Source organism: Streptomyces sp. NPDC053048, assembly GCF_044547045.1.
Classification (GTDB): domain Bacteria; phylum Actinomycetota; class Actinomycetes; order Streptomycetales; family Streptomycetaceae; genus Streptomyces.
Genome location: NZ_JBITZS010000009.1, coordinates 42,700 through 61,805, shown reverse-complemented (window position 1 = coordinate 61,805; position 19,106 = coordinate 42,700). Strand labels below are relative to the sequence as shown.

At 71.6% G+C, this 19,106-nt stretch carries 17 protein-coding genes and 1 pseudogene; 7 read left to right on the top strand and 11 right to left on the bottom strand.

The window, feature by feature from the left end; translation table 11 throughout:
* Positions 1–5 precede the first annotated feature (5 nt).
* From ACIG36_RS24055 to mycP, 3 genes are all read right to left on the bottom strand, one after another.
* Complete coding sequence (locus ACIG36_RS24055) at positions 6–578, bottom strand: hypothetical protein (RefSeq protein ID WP_399931377.1); 573 nt, start codon at positions 576–578, stop codon at positions 6–8.
* Entirely contained in the window at positions 575–1,012 is a 438-nt protein-coding gene (locus ACIG36_RS24050; RefSeq protein ID WP_399931374.1) for an SseB family protein, read from the bottom strand. Before ACIG36_RS24050 ends, ACIG36_RS24055 begins: the two co-directional genes overlap by 4 nt.
* A 70-nt stretch (positions 1,013–1,082) precedes the next feature.
* Positions 1,083–2,285 carry a type VII secretion-associated serine protease mycosin gene (gene mycP, locus ACIG36_RS24045; RefSeq protein ID WP_399931371.1) on the bottom strand — a complete coding sequence of 401 codons (1,203 nt, stop codon included), beginning with the start codon at positions 2,283–2,285 and terminating at the stop codon, positions 1,083–1,085.
* A 1,936-nt stretch (positions 2,286–4,221) separates the two neighbouring features.
* Here mycP and ACIG36_RS24040 point away from each other — a divergent pair.
* Positions 4,222–5,637 (top strand): amidase, encoded by a 1,416-nt coding sequence (locus ACIG36_RS24040; protein WP_399932288.1) that lies wholly within the window; start codon positions 4,222–4,224, stop codon positions 5,635–5,637.
* A 282-nt stretch (positions 5,638–5,919) separates the two neighbouring features.
* Positions 5,920–6,354, top strand: coding sequence for a phage tail protein (locus tag ACIG36_RS24035; protein WP_399931368.1), 435 nt, complete (start codon positions 5,920–5,922; stop codon positions 6,352–6,354).
* Positions 6,355–6,390: 36 nt separating this feature from the next.
* Here the strand turns inward: ACIG36_RS24035 and ACIG36_RS24030 are convergent, their stop codons facing one another.
* The 4 genes and pseudogenes from ACIG36_RS24030 to ACIG36_RS24015 form a co-directional block, all read right to left on the bottom strand.
* Positions 6,391–6,621 carry a hypothetical protein gene (locus ACIG36_RS24030; RefSeq protein ID WP_399932342.1) on the bottom strand — a complete coding sequence of 77 codons (231 nt, stop codon included), beginning with the start codon at positions 6,619–6,621 and terminating at the stop codon, positions 6,391–6,393.
* Positions 6,622–6,680: 59 nt separating this feature from the next.
* A pseudogene (locus ACIG36_RS24025) lies at positions 6,681–6,860 on the bottom strand (IS5/IS1182 family transposase); the annotation flags it as partial.
* Between the two features lie 142 nt (positions 6,861–7,002).
* Positions 7,003–7,281 carry an HU family DNA-binding protein gene (locus tag ACIG36_RS24020; RefSeq protein ID WP_399931365.1) on the bottom strand — a complete coding sequence of 93 codons (279 nt, stop codon included), beginning with the start codon at positions 7,279–7,281 and terminating at the stop codon, positions 7,003–7,005.
* A 299-nt stretch (positions 7,282–7,580) separates the two neighbouring features.
* The gene (locus ACIG36_RS24015; protein ID WP_399931362.1) at positions 7,581–8,282 is read right to left on the bottom strand and encodes a FadR/GntR family transcriptional regulator; all 702 of its coding nucleotides are present in this window, start codon (positions 8,280–8,282) and stop codon (positions 7,581–7,583) included.
* A 128-nt stretch (positions 8,283–8,410) separates the two neighbouring features.
* On the opposite strand from ACIG36_RS24015, the gene ACIG36_RS24010 reads away from it, so the two are divergent.
* Positions 8,411–8,917 (top strand): gluconokinase, encoded by a 507-nt coding sequence (locus ACIG36_RS24010; protein WP_399931360.1) that lies wholly within the window; start codon positions 8,411–8,413, stop codon positions 8,915–8,917.
* A 39-nt stretch (positions 8,918–8,956) separates the two neighbouring features.
* Complete coding sequence (locus ACIG36_RS24005; protein ID WP_399931357.1) at positions 8,957–10,357, top strand: gluconate:H+ symporter; 1,401 nt, start codon at positions 8,957–8,959, stop codon at positions 10,355–10,357.
* A 112-nt stretch (positions 10,358–10,469) separates the two neighbouring features.
* Here the strand turns inward: ACIG36_RS24005 and ACIG36_RS24000 are convergent, their stop codons facing one another.
* On the bottom strand, positions 10,470–11,972 hold the full coding sequence (locus ACIG36_RS24000; protein ID WP_399931354.1) for an FAD-dependent monooxygenase: 1,503 nt from the start codon (positions 11,970–11,972) through the stop codon (positions 10,470–10,472).
* A gap of 76 nt (positions 11,973–12,048) precedes the next feature.
* On the opposite strand from ACIG36_RS24000, the gene ACIG36_RS23995 reads away from it, so the two are divergent.
* Positions 12,049–12,711 carry a TetR/AcrR family transcriptional regulator C-terminal domain-containing protein gene (locus ACIG36_RS23995; RefSeq protein WP_399931352.1) on the top strand — a complete coding sequence of 221 codons (663 nt, stop codon included), beginning with the start codon at positions 12,049–12,051 and terminating at the stop codon, positions 12,709–12,711.
* An 8-nt stretch (positions 12,712–12,719) separates the two neighbouring features.
* On the opposite strand, the gene ACIG36_RS23990 is transcribed toward ACIG36_RS23995, so the two are convergent.
* From ACIG36_RS23990 to ACIG36_RS23980, 3 genes are read right to left on the bottom strand one after another with little or no spacing between them, the layout of a single operon-like run.
* Positions 12,720–13,889 carry an acyltransferase family protein gene (locus ACIG36_RS23990; RefSeq protein ID WP_399931350.1) on the bottom strand — a complete coding sequence of 390 codons (1,170 nt, stop codon included), beginning with the start codon at positions 13,887–13,889 and terminating at the stop codon, positions 12,720–12,722.
* Positions 13,886–15,250 (bottom strand): polysialyltransferase family glycosyltransferase, encoded by a 1,365-nt coding sequence (locus ACIG36_RS23985; protein ID WP_399931347.1) that lies wholly within the window; start codon positions 15,248–15,250, stop codon positions 13,886–13,888. The genes ACIG36_RS23990 and ACIG36_RS23985 overlap by 4 nt, the downstream gene beginning before the upstream one ends.
* The gene (locus ACIG36_RS23980; RefSeq protein ID WP_399931344.1) at positions 15,250–16,239 is read right to left on the bottom strand and encodes a glycosyltransferase family 2 protein; all 990 of its coding nucleotides are present in this window, start codon (positions 16,237–16,239) and stop codon (positions 15,250–15,252) included. The genes ACIG36_RS23985 and ACIG36_RS23980 overlap by 1 nt, the downstream gene beginning before the upstream one ends.
* A 223-nt stretch (positions 16,240–16,462) precedes the next feature.
* Between ACIG36_RS23980 and ACIG36_RS23975 the strand changes: the two genes are divergently transcribed.
* Positions 16,463–17,752, top strand: coding sequence for a DUF6716 putative glycosyltransferase (locus ACIG36_RS23975; protein WP_399932285.1), 1,290 nt, complete (start codon positions 16,463–16,465; stop codon positions 17,750–17,752).
* A 38-nt stretch (positions 17,753–17,790) separates the two neighbouring features.
* Positions 17,791–19,071 (top strand): cytidylyltransferase domain-containing protein, encoded by a 1,281-nt coding sequence (locus ACIG36_RS23970; RefSeq protein ID WP_399931341.1) that lies wholly within the window; start codon positions 17,791–17,793, stop codon positions 19,069–19,071.
* Positions 19,072–19,106 lie beyond the last annotated feature (35 nt).

Genomic DNA, 19,106 nt, shown 5'->3' with positions numbered 1-19,106 from the left:
CCCATTTAGTCGTAGTCCTCGATCTTGCTGCCCAGGTGGACTGCCAGCCCCGCCGTGTTCGGGGTGCCGTCGATGTCCTTCGCCGTCCTCGACCAGGTTTCCTTGGCGTCCTTGGCCGTCTTCGCGAACGAGTCGCCGCTGTAGTCGGCGTCGCGTATCTGCGTGACCGGGTTGTCGGCCAGTACGTCCTTCATGCGCATGCCCTCGACCTGCTCCTCCGTCAGGTGCGGGTTGCCGAAGGATGCGTTGGCGACGACCTTGACCGTGTCCTTCACGTACCGGTCGGCCTCCTGGTAGTAACCGGCGGCCAGACCCACGCGCTCCGCGAACTGGCTTCCGTCCTGGACGAGCGCCCGGACCCCCCACTCCCAGCGCTCGCAGAACGTCTTGAAGGCGGCCGTCAGGCCGTCGTGGCCCGTCTCCACGCCGGAGAGTGCGAGGTCGGCGAAGCCGCGGCCGACTGCCGCGGAGCCGGCGGTGCCGATCTCCTTGAGCTCGCCGATCGCTCCGTTGATGCCTTTGGCTACGCCGTCCAGGGCGTCCTTGCCGGCGTGTATGCCGCCTTTGCCTCCGCTCACCGGTGCCCTTCCTTCTCGTCGGTCGTGGCCTCGTTGTTCTGGTTCTGGGTGGAGAAACGATTCATCTCGGCGTCCAGCGCCACCTCGTCCGGCACGATGCCGCGCACCGGCGGGAACAGCGCCGGCCGCTCGCCGCCGACGTCGAGTGCCACGCCCGTGGGGCCGTCCACGGCCGGGACCACCACGTCCAGCAGTCGGGCACCCAGCACCGACCGGTACTCCCACGCCCCCTCGGCCGTCAGCCCTCGCGCCACCGCGAACCGCGCCAGCGCGGTCTCGTCCGAGAACGCGCACAGCCAGCGGATGCCGTCCCACTCCACCGACCACAGGCCGCCTGCCTCGTCCAGGGGGACCAGCACCGGGGTACGGCGGAACTCACCGATGAGCGCGGCCGGGCGGGCCGCCTCCGCGTACAGCGCGTCGATCTCGTTCAAGAGGGCAGGCGTCATCGTGTTGTCGACCTTCGGAGGAAATGGGTGCGTTGGAGGGTAACGCCTGTAACACCTACCTGGGTGGGACCGCCGCTGCCTTGCGCCGTCGCACGGCGAGCACCGTTGCTCCGGCGGCCAGTGCGATGGCGGTGGCGACGCCGGCCGCCACGAGTACGGTGCCGCCGTTGGCGGACTCTGAGTCCTTGTCAGTGTCGGCTCGCGTCATGCCGCCTGTGGCGCGGGACGGGGTGGGGCGCGGCTTTGCCGCGAGCTCGGGGAGTGGGCTGACGTCGGCGGGGCCGGGGTCGCCGGGGTTCTGCAGGGCGATGCGGGGGCGGACCACGCCGTAGCCGATCGTGTCACTGCGCTTCTCACCGCTCTTGGGCCCGCCGGCGGTGTTGATGAGGACGCGGAGCACTTGGTTGGCCGTCCAGTCGGGGTGTGCCGACCAGACGAGCGCGGCGGAGGCGGAGGCCAGGGCGGTGGCGTCGCTGGTGCCGTGGCTTACGCAGATGTCGGTTCCGTTTGCGCAGACAGCCACCATGTCCTCGCCGGGTGCGGCAAGGTCCACCTGCTGTCCGCGCTGGGACTCCTCCGTTGCGCTGATCGCACGGTTTACGGCTGCGACACCGACTACGCCTGGCAGCGCTGCCGGGTATTCGACTTCGTTTGCTTTGTCGCCACTGTTTCCGACGCTGGCAAATATGAGCTTGCCTCTCGCATTTGCATAACGAATGGCTTCCGCGAGCTGTTCGCTCGACGTGCGTGTGCCCATTGAGATGTTGATGACGCGTGCCTGAGAGTCGGCCGCGTAGCGGACCGCAGCGCTGACGTCCTCGGTGAAGGCCTGCGCGGCGGCTGCCGCATTGGCGGAGTCGGTGCCGCTTGCGACGCGTAGCGGAAGGATCACGGCTCCCGGCGCCAAGCCGAACGCCTTGTGCTCACCGGCACCAGTGCCGGCAATCAACTCGGCGATACGTGTCCCATGGTTGTGCGGGTCGACTTGCGCGCCACCCGGCCGAGCGGAGAAGTTCCGTCCTTCGAGGACCCTGCCACGGAGGTTGGGCAGTGTGGCCTCTACCCCGGTGTCGATGACGGCAACCGTAACTCCTTCTCCCTTGCTGGTCTGCCACATCTCTTCCGCCTTCATCGCATCGAGATGCCACTGGCGTGATCGAATGTCGGCTTGCGCCGCGGTCCCCAAGGTCAGCAAAACCGTCAGGGTCGTGAGAACGGTTGCCTTTCTGCCGACTCCCGCGCTACCGCTGTCACGCATGCGTTGTCCTCTTGTTCCTCGCTTCGGCATGAGCTCAGTCGATCACCGGAGGTACCACGCGACGGTTACCGTACGACCAGGCCTCCTCGTCCTCGACGAGATAGCCGGGACGCTGACTGCGTCGCGCGTGCTGTGGGGCTGTGCCGTGCGCTGCTTGCGGGGGCACGGTGTTGCTGTGCGCGGAGTGGCTCCCACGGGCACCGTCGACTTGCGGTGTGTCGCGTACAAGTCCTGCCCCACCCGGAGTGAACGGCCGGTCGCCGGCCTCCCCGGTACGTTGCTGGGGACGGCCCCCGACGATTCCCCCGGGTTCGGAAGCCACACGCCGCGTGACTCGAGGACCGGCCCCGCCGCCGGCGGTTCCCGGAGGTCCTGCGACGCCGGGAAGGGGGCCCATGGCGGGACGCGCTTGCCCCTGCGTCGGCTCAGTCCCGATTACCGTGCCCCGGGGAACGCCGCCGCCGACCTGCCCCGTGGGGCGTGGCACAGGACGTCCACCGACGATGCCGTCATGCGGCAGCCCCGGGCTCCGTCCACCAGCACTGGGGTACCTGCCGGTCGTCCCGGCGCCCGGACCAGTGGACGCATGGCCGGGAACCGGAACTACGGATCGGCCTGCGCCGGGGAGGCCATGAGGACCTCCTCGGCCGCGTGACACATCCGTGCTGCCCGTGGGCATCGGCGGTACAGCGGATCCCGGGAAGGGGGCTGGTCCGGTGTCAGCACCTCCGCCACCTCCCGGGAGGCTTGGTGCCCCGCCCGGAGGCGGCATCTGAGGCAGTGCTGCACCGCCATCGATCATGGTGTTCGTCCGACTTGGCCGCTGTTCCGGCATGCTGACCGATGGAGCGGGTAGATCCCAATCAGGCCTGGCTTGAGCCGGGCCTTCGCTGTAGGTGGCTGAGCGCGCATCAGGCTGCTGCGCACTGCCTGCCCGTGTGGGCGAGCCAGCGCCTACCGAGCCGGGCTCGACGGTGACGCCGTCACGCTCCCCTGCGGGCGGCGGCACCAAATGATCCGGCATAGGCCGAAACGTAGGCCGCGGAGCCACCCCCATCTGATGTGCCGACCACGCGTACGACCCCGCAAGCTTCCGCATCAGCCGGGCCGCCTCCGCCCTGTCGCCCTCCAGGCGCTGCTGGGCCTCGTACGCCTCGCGTTGCGTCGGGCCGGACGGTTGCTGCAAGCCCCCGTTCCCGCCCCCGTCCGGCGTCAGCGGCGAAGCAACCGTCCCCACCTGCCCCACTTGCCCCGAGTGCGCCCGCGCGTACGCGTATGCGTCCAGCGTCGCCCGTGCCTCCGCCGACGGGCCCGGTGCCGGCATTGCCGACTTCACCTCCGACAGCGTCGACGCCGCACGCAGCATCCACGCCCCCGCGCTGCCGCTCAGCTCGCCCAGGCGCAGCGTCGCGTTCGCCATGTCCGCGCCCCAGGCGCGGAAGGCATCACCGGCCTCGCCCTCCCACGTCACCTCCGACATGTGCCGCTTGAGCTCGTCACCCACCTGCGTGATCAGCGTCGCCGCGGCCGTCAGTCGTGCCGACATCCGGCTCGTGCGCGCCACGTCCGCGTGCTCCACCATCGCCCGCAGTTCCTCGAGCGACTTCGACTCGAAGTCCGACGCGATGATCAGCCCGTTCGACGACGGCCTCGGCAGCGCCGGACCCTGTATCCCCGGGCCCTGTATCGCCCGACCCGGTGATGTCCCGCCCCCCTGCCCCTGCCCCCACGGCGTAGTGGTCGGCGTAGTAGTCGGCATAGTGGTCATCGAACGCTCCCCCCTCTTCACTCCCCGTCACAGCCTACTGACGCCCTATGACACACACCTCGTGACACACACCTCACATCCCACCGACCCCCTGCCCTGTGTCCCTGCAACTCACGTCCCGTTAACGTGTGTTCGAGCGCAGCGGAAGGGGCTCGGGTGACCGGTTTCATGAGCGGGGAGCGGGGAGACTTCGAAGGGCTCGGGGCGCAGGTGCGGGCGCTGGCCGAACGGCGGGTTTCCTCGCGGGAGCTCGTCGAGCGGTCCCTGCGCCGCATCGCCGATACGCAGCCCACCCTCAACGCCTTCCGGCGGGTACGGGCCGAGGCCGCGCTCCGGGAGGCCGACGAGGCCGACAAGCGGCTCGCCGCCGGGGAACGGGCCGCCCTCCTCGGCGTACCCCTCGCCGTCAAGGACGACATGGACGTGGCCGGCGAGCCCACCGCCTTCGGGTGCCCCGGCGACTTCGCCCCCAAGCGGGCCGACAGCGAGGCCGTACGGCGATTACGTGCCGCCGGCGCCATCGTCGTCGGCAAGACGAACACCCCCGAACTCGGGCAATGGCCCGTCACCGACGGCCCCGCCTTCGGCGTCACCCGCAACCCCTGGAGCCTCGAGCACAGTCCCGGCGGCTCGTCCGGCGGCTCCGCCGCGGCCGTCGCCGCCGGGCTCGTGCCCGCCGCCCTCGGCTCGGACGGGGCCGGATCCATCCGCATACCCGCCGCCTGGACGCACCTCGTCGGCATCAAACCCCAGCGCGGACGCATCTCCACCTGGCCCTACCGAGAAGCCTTCCGCGGCATCACCTGCGACGGACCCCTGGCCCGCACCGTCGCCGACGCCGCGCTCCTCCTCCAGGCCGCCAGCGGTTCGCACTCCGGCGACCTGCACCGGCCGCCCCCCGTCGACATCCTCGCCGCCGCCGGACACGAACCACGGCGGCGGCTGCGGATCGCGCTGTCGCTGCGCCCCGCCTTCGCCGCCGTCCGGCACTGGCTCGACCCCGTCGTCCGCGACGCCACCCTCCGCGTCGCCGAACGCCTCGAGGTCCTGGGCCACGACGTGGTCGAGGAGGACCCCCGCTACGGGCCGATCGGCTTCACCTTCGTGCCGCGCTCCATGGCCGGCGTCCGCGACTGGGCCGAGCGCGTCCCCGACCAGGCGCTGCTGGACGCCCGTACGCGCGTCAACGTACGCGGTGGAAGGCTGCTCGGCGGCGGCGCGCTGCGCGCCGCTCGGGCGGCGGAGGCGCCGCTGCGCCGCCGGATCGGCGAGATGTTCTGGCGCTTCGACGCCGTGCTCACCCCCACCACCGCCGTACCGCCCCTGCGCACCGGGGACCTGACCGGCATCGGCAGCCGCGACACCAACGCCCGCATGATCGCCGCCTGCCCGTACGCCTGGCCGTGGAACGTCCTGGGCTGGCCCGCCCTCAGTGTGCCCTCCGGCCTCACCGCCACCGGCCTGCCCATGGGCGCCCAGCTCCTCGGGCCCGACGGCAGCGAGCCACTGCTCATCTCACTCGCCGCCCAACTCGAGGCCGATCAGCAGTGGTACGAGAAATGGCCCGGCCCGCCTGCACGGTGAGAATCCGTGTCAGAACCTCGTGACGTGGACCGGTGCGGCGTAGGCGCCTTCGAAAGCAAGGACGCCGCCTCAGGCGCGAGCCCGGCCACACTGTGAGGACCGCGGGCGGCTGGACCACCTGTCGGCGCTGCAGTACAGCGGCGGGCGAGTCGAAGGCCGTTTCGCCCAGGCAGCTCACTCAAGCGGGTGAATTTTGTGTTCGCTGTGGGTTCAGCCGGAAACGATGTCCATGATCGCGGGCCGGGCGGATCGTCCTGCGACGCCAGACCTGAGGGTGGCCATATGCCAGATGACCAGGTATATCAGTGCCAGATCGAACTCGGCGGACTCCGAGTGGAGACGCTCAAGAGCGTCTCCGCCATCACCGTGGACCAGGAGTACATCGACGTGGTGTCGATGACCCCGTCCGGAAAGATCGAGCGGGACTACGTGCACGGGCTTCCGGAGTGGAAGACCGTGACGCTGACGCGCTCTGGGGACAAGAGCGAGGAGTTCACCAAATGGATCCAGGAGGCCAGGGATCCGGCCGCGACCGGCGTGGAGCGGGACCTGATCCTGGCGTTCGTCAACGCGAAGAACGAGCCCGTCAAGAAGATCTCCTTTGCCCGGGTGCACCCCGTGAGCTGGAGCGGTCCGGGCGTCACGGCTGGTGAGTCCGGTGTGGGGGAAGAGACGCTCGAACTGCGCTACCTGGACTCCGACACCACGTTCCTCTGAGCCCGATGCCGGACGTGTGACCCGCTCACTCGCCGGTCAGCGCAAGGCGGTGGGGGCCAGGCGGATCGTCGGTGGCTGCGTCCGGATGCGGATGGGCTTGGGCTTGCCGGCAGCTTTCACCGGTTCGACGGGGTGTGGCGTGGTGCGAGGTGGCCTGGGAGGGCGGGTGAGGCGGCGGACCATGAGGGTGATGAAGGTCCAGGTGGTGTGGGCCTCGCTGTGGGAGATGAGCCGCTCGTAGTCGCGCACGTTTCTCCTGGCTCGCATGTCCACGAGATTGCCCGCTCGACTCGCCACCGCTTGGCCAGGACGGCGAATCCGTCCTGGCCCTTGCGGCGGGGCACCGTCTTGAGGGTGATGCCGAGGAAGGAGCGAGACCAGTCGACGAGGGTTCCGCCGTAGGCGGAGTCGGCCCAGGCGACGGTGAGCTCGGGATGGGTCAGGCGCAGGCGGAACAGCTGGTCGCGGGCGGGGACGCTGTCGTGCGGGAACGCGGGGGTGACCATGACGGCGAGGGGCATGCCGCGCTGGCCGCCGGTTCACCCCTACGATCACCAGCGGCGAACACGCTCCGCTCGTTCGGCACGGCGACCTCGGCGGCCCGGAATCCCCCCGCTCGATTCCGAAACCGGGCCGCGGAGTGCGCCCCTAGTGTCGGTTGATCGCGTCCTTGAACGCTTTGCCGGCGCTGAACTTGACCGTCCTGGCCGCAGCGAGCTGAATCTTTTCCCCGGTCTTCGGGTTGCGCCCCTCGCGCGCGGCGCGCTCGCCTGCGGCAAATGAGCCGAAGCCGATCAGCTGCACAATGTCGCCTTTTGCGACGGCGTCCTTGATGCCATGGAGCGCCGTGTCGAGGATCCTGGTCACGTCAGCCTTGGAAGCGTCGGTGGTCTCTGCAACGTGGTCGATGAGTTCCTGCTTGTTCACGGCTGGCTCCTTTGCGCGAGGGAGGATATGCGGACCTGTTGATGTATCGACGGTCACCGGACTCAACGAGCTGCGCAAGGAAAGATCACGACGGTCGGAAACAGGTGCTGAGTGCGTCAGCGCCTTCGCGGGCGGACACAGTAATGCCGATCAAGACTCGGTGGCACACACTCAGGGTTCGCTGTCACAGGACACTCCGGCACGGCTTCCAACTACGGAATCGACCACAGACGACGGCGCACCTGCGAATCCCAGGTCCCGACACAGCTTCTGAGCCCCCACGCGCAGGTATCCCCCCCTCACGGCGCCAGGATGTCCAGTTCCGCCATCGCGCCCGTCGCGATCTCCCGCGTCAGCGCCTCCGCCCGCTCCGCGTCCCGTTCGCGGACCGCCTCGGCCACCCGGACGTGCAGCGTCACCGCGGCCGGATCCGGGTCCGTGAACATCACCTGGTGCTGCGTGCGGCCGGTCAGGACCTCGGCCACGACGTCGCCCAGGCGCGCGAACATCTCATTGCCCGAGGCGCGCAGTATCGCGCGGTGGAACGCGATGTCGTGCACCAGATAGCGGTCCAGCTGCTGCCCGCGCGAGGTGGCGACCATGCCCAGGGCGTGCTCGGTCAGCTCGGCGCACTGCTCGGGAGTGGCCAGCCGGGCCGCGAGACCCGCGGCAACCGGTTCGACCGCCGAGCGCAGCACCGTCAGCGACCGCAGCTGGCGCGGGCGGTCGGGACCGGCCAGACGCCAGCGGATGACGCGCGGGTCGTAGACGTTCCACTCCTCGGTCGGAAGAACGGTCACGCCCACCCGGCGCCGCGACGCGACCAGGTGCATGGACTCCAGGACGCGGATCGCCTCGCGGATGACCGTCCGGGAGACGGCGAAGCGCTCCTCCAGCTCGTCCGTGCGCAGCACGCTGCCCGGCGGGTAGTCGCCCGCCGTGATCGCGGGCCCGAGGGAATCCAGCACGCGCGCGTGCAGTCCCTGCCCCTGGTTGTCCATGCGCATCAGCCTAAGGGGCGTCCCGGCAGCTGTCCGACGGGCGGATCATGGGCGACGCCCGCCCATTAAGTATGACGTTTTAGTCACGGGGCTTGAATACGTCGTACCCATCCGTTTCAGTTACCGCCATGAACAACCACATCGTCGTGGTCATGGGCGTGGCCGGAACGGGCAAGACCACCGTCGGCCCGCTGGTCGCGGACGCCCTCGGCGTCCCCTACGCCGAGGGCGACGACTTCCACCCGGCCGCCAACATCGCCAAGATGTCCGCCGGCATCCCGCTGGACGACGCCGACCGCGCCCCCTGGCTCGACGCCATCGGCGACTGGGCACGGGGACAGGAATCCGCCGGGCTCGGCGGCGTCGTCAGCTGCTCCGCGCTCAAGCGCGCCTACCGCGACCGGCTGCGCGAGGCCGTACCCGGGCTGGTCTTCCTCCACCTCACCGGCGACCGCGAGCTGATCGCCGCCCGCATGGCCGGCCGCAAGGGCCACTTCATGACCGCCCGGCTGCTGGACTCCCAGTTCGCCACCCTCGAACCGCTCGAGGCCGACGAGGCGGGCGTCACCGTCGACGTCACTCCCGACGCCGCCGTCATCGCCGAACGGGCCGTCGCCGCCCTCCGGCAGCTTTAATTCCCCACCCCGAAGCCCCTCCCCCCTCCAAGGAAGCCCGTGAGCACTCTCAGCGTCGAGATGCTGGCCGCGGCAGCACCCACCGCACCGATCACTTCGGCGGGTCACGCACAGCTGGGCATCGCCGTCCTCGTCGGCATCGCCGTCATCGTCCTCCTCATCACCCGCCTCAAGCTGCACGCGTTCCTCTCCCTGACCATCGGCTCCCTCGTCCTGGGCGCCGTGGCCGGCGCCCCCATCGACAAGGTCATCGCGAGCTTCACCGCGGGCCTCGGCTCGACCGTCGCGGGCGTCGGCGTGCTGATCGCCCTCGGTTCCATCCTCGGCAAGCTGCTGGCCGACTCCGGCGGCGCCGACCAGATCGTCGACACGATCCTGGCCAGGGCGGGCGAGCGCTCGATGCCCTGGGCGGTCGTGCTGATCGCGAGCGTCATCGGCCTGCCGCTGTTCTTCGAGGTCGGCATCGTGCTGCTGATCCCGGTGGTGCTGCTGGTCGCCAAGCGGGGCGGCCACTCGCTGATGCGCATCGGCATACCCGCGCTGGCCGGACTGTCCGTCATGCACGGCCTGGTGCCGCCGCACCCCGGCCCGCTGGCCGCGATCGACGCCATCGGCGCCAACCTCGGTGTGACGCTGGCGCTGGGCGTGCTCGTCGCGGTGCCCACGGCCGTCATCGCCGGACCCGTCTTCTCGCGCGTCGCGTCCCGCTGGGTGGACGTCGCGCCGCCCGAGAAGCTGATCCCGCAGCGCCCCTCGGAGGAGCTCGAGCGCCGTCCGGGATTCGGCATCACCGTGGCGACCGTCATGCTGCCCGTGGTGCTGATGCTGGCCAAGGCCCTCGTCGACATCGTCGTGGACGACCCGCGGAACCACGTCCAGCGGGTGACGGACGTCGTCGGCTCCCCGCTCGTCGCGCTGCTCGCGGCCGTCCTCGTCGGGCTGTTCACGCTCGGACGCGCCGCCGGCTTCGGACGGGACCGGCTGGCCGGGACGGTGGAGAAGTCGCTCGTCCCGATCGCCGGCATCCTGCTGATCGTGGGCGCCGGCGGCGGCTTCAAGCAGACGCTGATCGACGTCGGCGTCGGGCGCATGATCCTGGACATCTCCAAGGACTGGTCCGTCTCCGCCCTGCTGCTGGCCTGGCTGATCGCCGTCGGCATCCGGCTGGCCACCGGGTCGGCGACGGTCGCGACGATCTCGGCCGCCGGTCTGGTCGCCCCGCTCGCCGCCGACATGAGCTCGACGCACGCGGCGCTGCTGGTGCTGGCGGTCGGCGCCGGTTCGCTGTTCTTCTCGCACGTCAACGACGCCGGGTTCTGGATGGTGAAGGAGTACTTCGGGATGAGCGTCGGGCAGACGATCAAGACGTGGTCGCTGATGGAGACGGTGATCTCGGTCGCCGGGATCGTGTTCGTGCTGCTGTTGTCGGTGGTGTTGTAGCCGGAACACTCAGTGGTGTTGTAGCGGAACAAGCGGTGCGTGCGAATTGGAGGGTGGGGCGGAGGATTTCCTCCGCCCCACCCTCCATCCATCCCCCGATCACCGCCCCCGACTACCCCGACACCTCCGCCAAGTACCGCTCCACATCCGCCGGGTCGTCCGTCGCCAGCCCCACGTACCCGTCCGGCCGGATCAGGAACAGCCCCGCCCCGTACGCCCGCTTCACATGCCCCTCGGCATCGACCGGACGGAACGTGCGCACCCACTCCGCCCCCGGCGCCACGAACCCTTCCGCCTCCCCGTCCGTCACCGCCAGCAGCGTGAAGTGCGGCCCCCGGAACACGTCGAAGAGCCGCACCGGCAGCCCCGCCTCGTCCAGGCAGGGCGCGTCCGGCGCGCGGTCGCCGGCGCGCAGCGCGTCGTCCGGCACGTCGCGGCGCAGTTCACGGCTGAGGGTGCTCTCGCGGTAGCCGAGGGTCAGCTGGTGGGTCTCCCGGCCGCGCCGCCAGCGGGTGTCGGTGCCGTAGCGGTCGGCCCGGTGGACGCGGCTGCTCAGGCCCAGCACGTCGGCCGCGACGCGGGAGCGCTCGGCGTCGTAGGAGTCCAGCAGCGCCTCGGGCGCGCCCAGTCGCAGTACGGCGCCCAGCTTCCAGCCCAGGTTGTACGCGTCCTGGAGGCTGGTGTTCAGGCCCTGGCCGCCGGCGGGGGAGTGGACGTGCGCGGCGTCGCCGGCCAGCAGCACCCGGCCCGAGCGGAAACGTTCGGCCATCGCCATCCGGGGCCGGTACGCCGACGCCCAGCTCACCTCGTCCACCGTCAGGCGCAGGCCCGTGCGTTCGGCGAGCAGGGCGGTCAGCGCCTCCGGGGTGGCGTCGCGGGCGACGTCGAGCTCGCGGTCGGCCGCGAAGCCGGCGATGAGCTGGACGGTCTCCACCTGCTCCAGGGGGCGCAGGGCCACCAGCCCGCCCTCCGCCTGCTGCCACATGTGCCAGTGGCCGGGGTCGATCTCGGGCCGGTCGGGGCCGTCCATCAGCACGTCGGCGATCAGCACCGGGTACGGGTCGAGCTGTTCGCCGGTGAAGGGCACGCCCAGTGCCTTGCGGACCGTGCTGCGGCCGCCGTCGGCCGCGACGAGCCACTTCGCCCGTACGGTCTCCGCGCTGCCGTCGGCGTGCCGGAGGGTGGCGGTGACGCCGTCGGGGTCCTGGTCGAAGCCGGTCAGCTCGGTGCGGAAGCCGACGTGGCCGCCCAGTTCCTCGAGACGGGCGACGAGGATCTCCACGGTGCGCCACTGGGGGAGCATCCGGGGCTCGGGGTAGGGGATGGCGGGGGAGTCCCCGGCCGATTCGGTCAGGTCATACTCTTCGCCGCGCTCGGTGCCCTGCCAGGACTGAATGGGCGGCACCGGGCCGCTGCCGGCCAGCAGGGCGTCGACGACGCCCAGGTCGTCGAGGACCTCCAGGGTGCGCGGCTGGATGCCGGTGCCGCGCGAGCCGGGGAAGCCGCGGTCGGAGCGCTCGACGATGCGGTGGGATATGCCGCGCCGGGCGAGGTCGATGGCGAGGACGAGGCCGGTGGGGCCGGCGCCGGTGATCAGTACGTCCACGTCGGACATGGTGGATTCCCCCTTGCTTAACGCCGTTAAGTTCATCGCCCTCCCAGACTGAACTGAACGTTGTTAAGCTGTCAAGGTGGCACCTCGCATCGATCGCGCCCAAGTGGCCGGCACCGCGCTCCGCCTGCTCAACGAGGTGGGCCTCGAAGGCCTGACCCTGCGCAGGATCGCCAAGGAGCTCGATGTCCAGGCCCCGGCGCTGTACTGGCACTTCAAGAACAAGCAGGAACTGCTCGACGAAGTGGCCACGGAGATGTTCCGGCGCATGACCGGATCGCTGACCGCCGTCGACACCGCCACCTGGCAGGAGTTCCTGACCGGTGCGGCCCGCGTGCTGCGCGGCTTCCTGCTCGGCTACCGCGACGGCGCCAAGGTCTTCGGCGGCACGCGCTTCACCGGCCTCGACTACGCGGCCCCGCTGGAGAGCATGATGCGCGTGCTGGTCGACGCGGGCTTCACCCCGGGCGCCGCGGCCCGCGCCTGGTTCACTGTCAACGCCTACACGATGGGGTACGTGATGGAGGAGCAGTCCATCCACCCCATTCCCGGCGGCGAGCGCGACCCCGCCTACGACCTGGCCGAACGCGAACTCCGGCTGACGGGATACCCACTGGCCGTCGAGGCGGGACGGGGGTTCTTCGGAGACCTCGACGCGGGCTTCGAGGACGGCCTGCGCGCCGTCATCACCGGCATCGGGGCGACGCTGCTACCGCCCACCGACGGCGGCGACGGCCGGTAGCAACGCTGCTACCGCCCACCGCCACCGTCGGCGACGGCAGGTAGCCGCACCGCCTCCAGCCACCGGCGCAGTACGGGCGTCAGCCGCCGCTCCACGCAGCGGTGCAGCACCCACGCCAGAACCAGCATGGCCGTGAGCGTGAGGGCGAACGTCGCCCACGACGGCACCCCCAGCCCCCGGTGCAGCCCGCCGATCACCGCCCACCCCAGGTGCTCGTGCACCAGGTAGAACGGGTACGTCAGCGCCCCGGCGAACGGCAGCCACCGCCACCGCGCCCAGCGCAGCCGGCCCACCGCCACCGCCGCCACGGCCGCGTAGCCCAGGGCGAGGACGGCGACGATGACGTAGGGGGAGCGGTAGGAGAAGTAGTGCGGGTTCGGCGGGTGCCACAGGCCCGCGACCGCGTAGTGCTGGCCCAGCAGGAAGCTGACCGCCACGATGCCCCAGGACAGCGCGTCGTGGCCGAAGCGGTGGACCAGGTACAGGCCGATGCCGCCGATGAAGAACGCGGAGTACTCCGGCATGAACACCACGCGCAGGAACTCCACATGGGACGCCGTCGTCACGACCGACATCAGCGTCCACACCGCGCAGAACAGCACCACCCGCCGCCGCGTCGCCCCCGGCACCACCACGAACAGCGCGAACAGCGCGTAGAAGCGCACCTCCGCCCACAGCGTCCAGCACACCCCCAGCACCCGCTCGGCCCCCGCGGGCTGCTGCAGCATCGTCAGGTTCACCAGCGCGTCGCTGAACGACACGGGCCGGTACGGCACCCAGGGCAGCGCGAAGACCAGCATGACGAGCGCGATCGCCGCCCAGTACGCGGGGTAGAGGCGGGCGGCCCGGGAGGCGACGAACGAGCGCAGTGGACGGCCCCAGCCGCTCATGCAGATCACGAAGCCGCTGATGACGAAGAAGATCTGCACGCCCAGGCAGCCGTAGGCGAAGGCCGCCGACAGGTGCGGGAACTCATGGCGCGGCGAGGCCCCCCACGCCCGGCTGACGTCGCCGTCCCGGCCGCCGTAGTGGTAGAGCGCCACCATCAGCGCGGCCAGCAGCCGCAGCCCGTCCAGGGCGTACAGCCGGCCGCCGGAGCGCTCGCGCGCCGGCGGTGCCGCGCTCGTCCCAGCACGCTCGGCGGGCCGTACGGACTCCGGGGCCCGGACCGTCGTCATGCGGAGCTCACCGTTTTCTTCCCCTTCAGCAGCCGCCTGCGTACCGCCCGCGCCCGGCGCACAGCCTTGCGTACGGCCGGATTGCGGGACAGGAAGGCGAGTTGGGCGGGGACGGCGCCGGGCAGTGCCAGCGCGGTCAGGCGGCGGCGCTTGAAGTAGCGCCAGGTACGGGCGTCCAGGTGCGCGGACAGATAGCGCTCGGCCGCGGGGCGCAGGCCGGGCAGGATCTGCGGCTGCATGGCGTAGCCGACGGCGGCCAGCAGGGCGCCGATCCGCTCCGGGGGGTCCGTCTCCCGGCCGTCGGGGTCCTCGAGGGCGGGCAGCAGCGCGTCGACGATCGTCACCGGCACGCGATTGCTGTTCTGGTACGGCGTCAGCCGTTCCAGCAGCAGGTCGGTGCCCGCGCGGGCGACGGGCAGGCCGTAGAAGGTGCGCGCGGTCAGCAGCGCGGTGGAGAAGCAGGCGACGACCAGCGCGGGACGCAGCCGCTGGTAGACCGCCTCGGCCAGGACGGGCGCGTCCAGGACGGTCAGCTCCGCGCCGAGCCGGCCCGCCTCCTCCTCCAGCAGCCGCGACCAGCGGGCCGGGGCGGAGGGGTGCGGCTTGAACACCACGGCCCGGTGTCCGCGCGCCACCGCGCCGCGCAGCATCGTCACGTGCAGCCGCTCCTCCTCCTCGGGGGTGAGGATGTCCAGCGCCGACAGGTACTGGCCGAGCAGCAGGGCGGCGTCCTCGGGCGCCCGGGGCAGGCCGGGGGCGGCGGCGTCGGAGAGCTCGGCCAGCACCTTGGTGAAGACCTCGCCCGGCACGACCTCCGGCTCGACCCCGAACTCCGTCAGCAGCAGCGGCACCAGGCCCGGCACCAGGTCCAGGTGGAGCAGGCGGCGCACCCGGGTGCCGATCAGCGGGTCGAGCTTGCTGCGGGTGGGCCCGTAGCTCATCAGCCCGTCCGCGTAGACGTCGATGGGCGCGTCCGCGAACAGCTGGGCGACGGCGTGGGCGGGGTTGACCTGGAGGGATTCGAGGACGAGTTCCACGTCGTCGGTGCCCAGCCCCCACAGCAGCCGCAGGTGGCGCTCCCACAGGGGCGCGTCGTCGGGGCGGGGGGACCAGCCGGAGGGGTGGAAGGGGCTGATCGTCCCGTTCCAGGACAGCACCCCGTCGAAGCGGGCACGCAGTCGCTCGAACCCGGGCGCCTCGTCGAACGCGGGCGTGGTCTCGGGGACGGCGGCGGTGTTGGCGACGAGCAGCAGCCGGCGGCCGGAGGCGGGGTACAGCCCGGCGTCCAGGGCGGCGGCGAGCGTGGCGGCCCCGTAGAGGGTGGAGGCCATGAAGACGCGGGTGGTGGCGGGCGCCGGCATCAGGCGGCCACCTCCGTCCGCACGGGGTTCGCGGCGGCCCGGCGGCGCAGCCTGCGCAGGCGGGCGGCGCGGTCGGCGTCCATGGAATTCAGGGCGTCCTCGAGGAGTTCCCGCGGCATGCGTTTCATCGCGGCCGCGCTCATCGAACGGAGTTTCCTGGCGACCGCCGGCTCGAATCGCTCGATCGATCCCAGATGGTGGGAAATGATCGCGCAGTACGTGCGCACGGCCTTCGGGAGGAGTTTCTCCGCTTCCGCGTCGCGGGCCGTTTCCGCCAATACCGCGTCGAACGCGCGAATGAAATCCAGCTGCCGCACATCGCCGATCTGCGTGAGCGACGTGGCGACCCCGCGCCGGTAGAACACGCCGAGCAGCCCGGCGACCGCGAAGGATTCCGCCTCGCGGTGCAGCCGCCAGATCCACGGCCGGTCCTCCGCGGTGCGCAGCCCGTGCACGAAGTGCAGCAGACCCGCGTCCAGCAGCCGCCGGTGGTAGATGCCCGCCCAGGCGTAGGGGTAGTCGACGGACGTGGAGCGGCCGGCCGGCAGTATCGCGTCACGTGGCCGCAGCGGCACCCCGCGCCGGCCGACGGGCACTCGGTGCACGGTCCGGTTCCGGCCCGTGCACTGCACGTGGTCGGTGCGCACGAAGTCGACGTCCAGGTCCTCGATGACCCCCACCAGCCGCTCGTAGTGGCCCGGCGCCAGCCAGTCGTCGCCGTCGAGGAAGGTGATGTAGCGCCCGCGCGCCGCGTCCAGCCCGGTGTTGCGGGCGGTGGCCAGGCCCCCGTTGCGCTCGTGGCGCATCAGCACCGCCCCCGGCAGCTCCCGCCCGGCGCGCTCCAGCACCCCCGGCGTGCCGTCCGTCGAACAATCGTCGACGAGAATGAATTCGAAGTCCTCACGCGTGTTCGCATTCAGGCTTCGCAGTGTGTCGGGGGCATATGTCTGCACGTTGAAGAACGGCACGATGACCGAGAGCTTGACCACTCGCATGACGCTATGTGGCGCCCCGGCACTCAATCCGACGCACGGCGTAAGCGAAGGTGAACGAAGTGCGGCGGATCGATGAACCACCCTTGCCCGTCAACCGATTCGCCGTCCGTCGACGTGCTGTTTACCAGTTGTTGAAGCCCCGTTGGGCAGCGAAACGGAATGGATTTCTATCGTCGGCGACGTGCCATCACGCAACGAATCCCCATCGCGCGTCGCGGTGCTCGCCGACTCCGACACCCGGTGGAAATGGGGGGCGCTCACCGCGCACCGGCTCGCGCCCGGCGGCCACCTCGACGGCTTCCTGCTGAGAGGCCGCGCGACCCCCACCGTCCGCCAGCTCGCCGAGGTCGGCGTCCGCGCGGACGCGCTGCGCGAGGTCACCCCGGCGGAGTTCACCGCCGCCACCGACCGGGCCCGCCACGACGTGATCGTCCTCGCCTGCGTCGGCGGCGCCGTCCAGGCCATGCTGCACGGCCTGGCCCACGCCTGGGGCGCGGCCCCCGCCCGGCCCGTCGTCGTCACCGGCTACGTCGGCGTCGTCTACGAAAAACTCGCCGACGGACTGCTGCTGCGCCACGGCGCGGACGTCGTCCTCGCCAACTCCCGCCACGACGCGGAGCGTTTCCGCGCCGTGTACGCGGGAGCGGGCGCCCCGGCGCACAGCGTCACCCCGTGCGCGCTGCCGTTCCTGGGCGGCGCACCCTACCCCGGCGCACGCCAAGGCCGCCCGTACACCGTCGTGTTCGCCGCCCAGCCCTCCGTACCCGAAGGCCGCGCCGACCGCGCCTACCTGCTCGAACGCGCCGCCCGCCACGCCCGCCTGCACCCGGGGCGAGAGGTACTGATCAAGCTCCGCAGCAAGCCCGGCGAACACACCACCCACCTCGAGGAACACCCCTACCAAAAGCTCGCCGCCCGCGTCCCCGGCGGCCTGCCCGCCAACTGCCGCCTGGCCTACGGCCACATGGGCGACGTCCTCGACCGCACCGACCTCCTGGTGACCGTCAGCTCCACGGCAGCCCTGGAAGCCCTCCACCGGGGCGTGCCCACCGCCGTCCTCACCGACCTCGGCATCCGCGAACCGCTGGGCAACCACCACTTCCTCGGCTCCGGCTGCCTCGCCTCCTGGGACGAACTGGACGCCGGCCACCTGCCCGAGCCCGACCCCCACTGGACGGACCGGCAGGGCGTCGCCGCGGACGGTACGTACGACAGCGCCTTCGACGCCGCCCGCGAGCGCGTCGCCGACCTCGCCGCCCGCCCCGCGCTGCCGCCCCTCGCGCCCTACTACACCGCGCGGACCGCACCCGGCTACCTCCCCGCCGTCCTCGCCCGCTACGGCTTCGACCCCCGGGGCCGCCCCCTGCCGGGCCGGGCCGCCCCCGAGCGCACCGAGAGCGCGCTGCGCCGCGCCACGCGCGAAGCCCTGCGGAACGCCGCGCGCGGCGCCTACCGGCACGGCGTGCAGCGCGTGGCCCCCGCCATCCGCCGGATGGGCGAGCTGTGACGACGCCACCGGCCACCCGAGACCCCAAGGAGCAGACGATGTCCGCCCCACCGGCCGTCCTTGCCGTCATCCCCGCACGCGGCGGATCCAAGGGCGTGCCCTCCAAGAACCTCGCCGCCGTCGGCGGAGTGCCGCTCGTCGCCCGCGCGGTGCGCCAGTGCCGGGCCTCGCGGCTGGTCACCGACGTCGTCGTGTCGACGGACGACTCCGCCATCGCGGACGCCGCGCGCCAGGCGGGGGCGGTGGTCGTCCACCGGCCGCCGGCCATTGCCGGGGACACCGCGAGCAGTGAGGCCGCCGTGCTGCATGCGATGGACGCGTACGAGGCGTTGCAGGAGCGGGCTGTCGGCACCGTGTTGCTGGTGCAGTGCACGAGTCCGTTCCTGACTCCGGGGGACGTTGATGGGGTGGCTGCTGCCGTTGTTGAAGGCGGTGCGGACAGTGCGTTGACCGTGGCGCCGTTTCATGGGTTCGTTTGGCGGGACGGTGGTGACGGTGGGGCGGGTGCTGCCGGTGGGTCGGTTGTGCCCACCCTCCCCCAGCTACCGCTGGGGGTGCCCCCAGCCCTGCGGAACGATTGCCCACAACCTGCTGGAGCCGTCGGCGTCAATCACGACAAAGCCCACCGGCCCCGTCGTCAGGACCGGCCCCAGGACCTGCTCGAGACCGGTGCCGCCTACGCCATGCGGGCCGACGGGTTCCGGGCCGCCGGGCACCGGTTCTTCGGGCGGACCGAGCTCGTGCGCACCGACGCCGCCCGCGTCCTGGAGATCGACGACCCGCACGACCTCGCCCGTGCCCGCGCGCTCGCCCCCCTCCTCGACGCCGACGGGCCCGCGCCCCTGCCCACCCGTGACGACGTCGACGCCGTCGTCCTCGACTTCGACGGCACCCAGACCGACGACCGCGTCCTCATCGACGCCGACGGACGCGAACTGGTCGCCGTCCACCGCGGCGACGGGCTGGGCGCCGCCGCGCTGCGCCGGGCCGGGCTGGAACTGCTGATCCTGTCCACCGAGACCAACCCCGTCGTCGCCGCCCGCGGCCGCAAGCTCGGCGTGCCCGTGATCCACGGCAGCCAGCGCAAGGACGTCGCGCTCAAGCAGTGGTGCGAGGAGCGCGGCATCGACCCCCAGCGGGTGCTCTACGCCGGCAACGACGTCAACGACCTGCCCTGCTTCGGCCTCGTCGGCTGGCCCGTGGCCGTCGCCGACGCCCACGGCCCCGTACGCGCCGCCGCCCGCGCCGTGACCGCCGCCCCCGGCGGCGCCGGAGCCGTCCGCGAGATCGCCTCCTGGCTGCTCGGCCCCTCCCTCTGACCCTCGCCGATCCCCACCACCGAAGGAACCCGCCT

Bases quoted from the DNA above. Each gene is read 5' to 3' on its own strand.
- mycP (WP_399931371.1), bottom strand. From the start codon at position 2,285: ATGCGTGACAGCGGTAGCGCGGGAGTCGGCAGAAAGGCAACCGTTCTC.
- ACIG36_RS24040 (WP_399932288.1), top strand. From the start codon at position 4,222: ATGAGCGGGGAGCGGGGAGACTTCGAAGGGCTCGGGGCGCAGGTGCGG.
- ACIG36_RS24035 (WP_399931368.1), top strand. From the start codon at position 5,920: ATGCCAGATGACCAGGTATATCAGTGCCAGATCGAACTCGGCGGACTC.
- ACIG36_RS24030 (WP_399932342.1), bottom strand. From the start codon at position 6,621: ATGCGAGCCAGGAGAAACGTGCGCGACTACGAGCGGCTCATCTCCCAC.
- ACIG36_RS24015 (WP_399931362.1), bottom strand. From the start codon at position 8,282: ATGGACAACCAGGGGCAGGGACTGCACGCGCGCGTGCTGGATTCCCTC.
- ACIG36_RS24010 (WP_399931360.1), top strand. From the start codon at position 8,411: ATGAACAACCACATCGTCGTGGTCATGGGCGTGGCCGGAACGGGCAAG.
- ACIG36_RS24000 (WP_399931354.1), bottom strand. From the start codon at position 11,972: ATGTCCGACGTGGACGTACTGATCACCGGCGCCGGCCCCACCGGCCTC.
- ACIG36_RS23990 (WP_399931350.1), bottom strand. From the start codon at position 13,889: ATGACGACGGTCCGGGCCCCGGAGTCCGTACGGCCCGCCGAGCGTGCT.
- ACIG36_RS23985 (WP_399931347.1), bottom strand. From the start codon at position 15,250: ATGCCGGCGCCCGCCACCACCCGCGTCTTCATGGCCTCCACCCTCTAC.
- ACIG36_RS23970 (WP_399931341.1), top strand. From the start codon at position 17,791: ATGTCCGCCCCACCGGCCGTCCTTGCCGTCATCCCCGCACGCGGCGGA.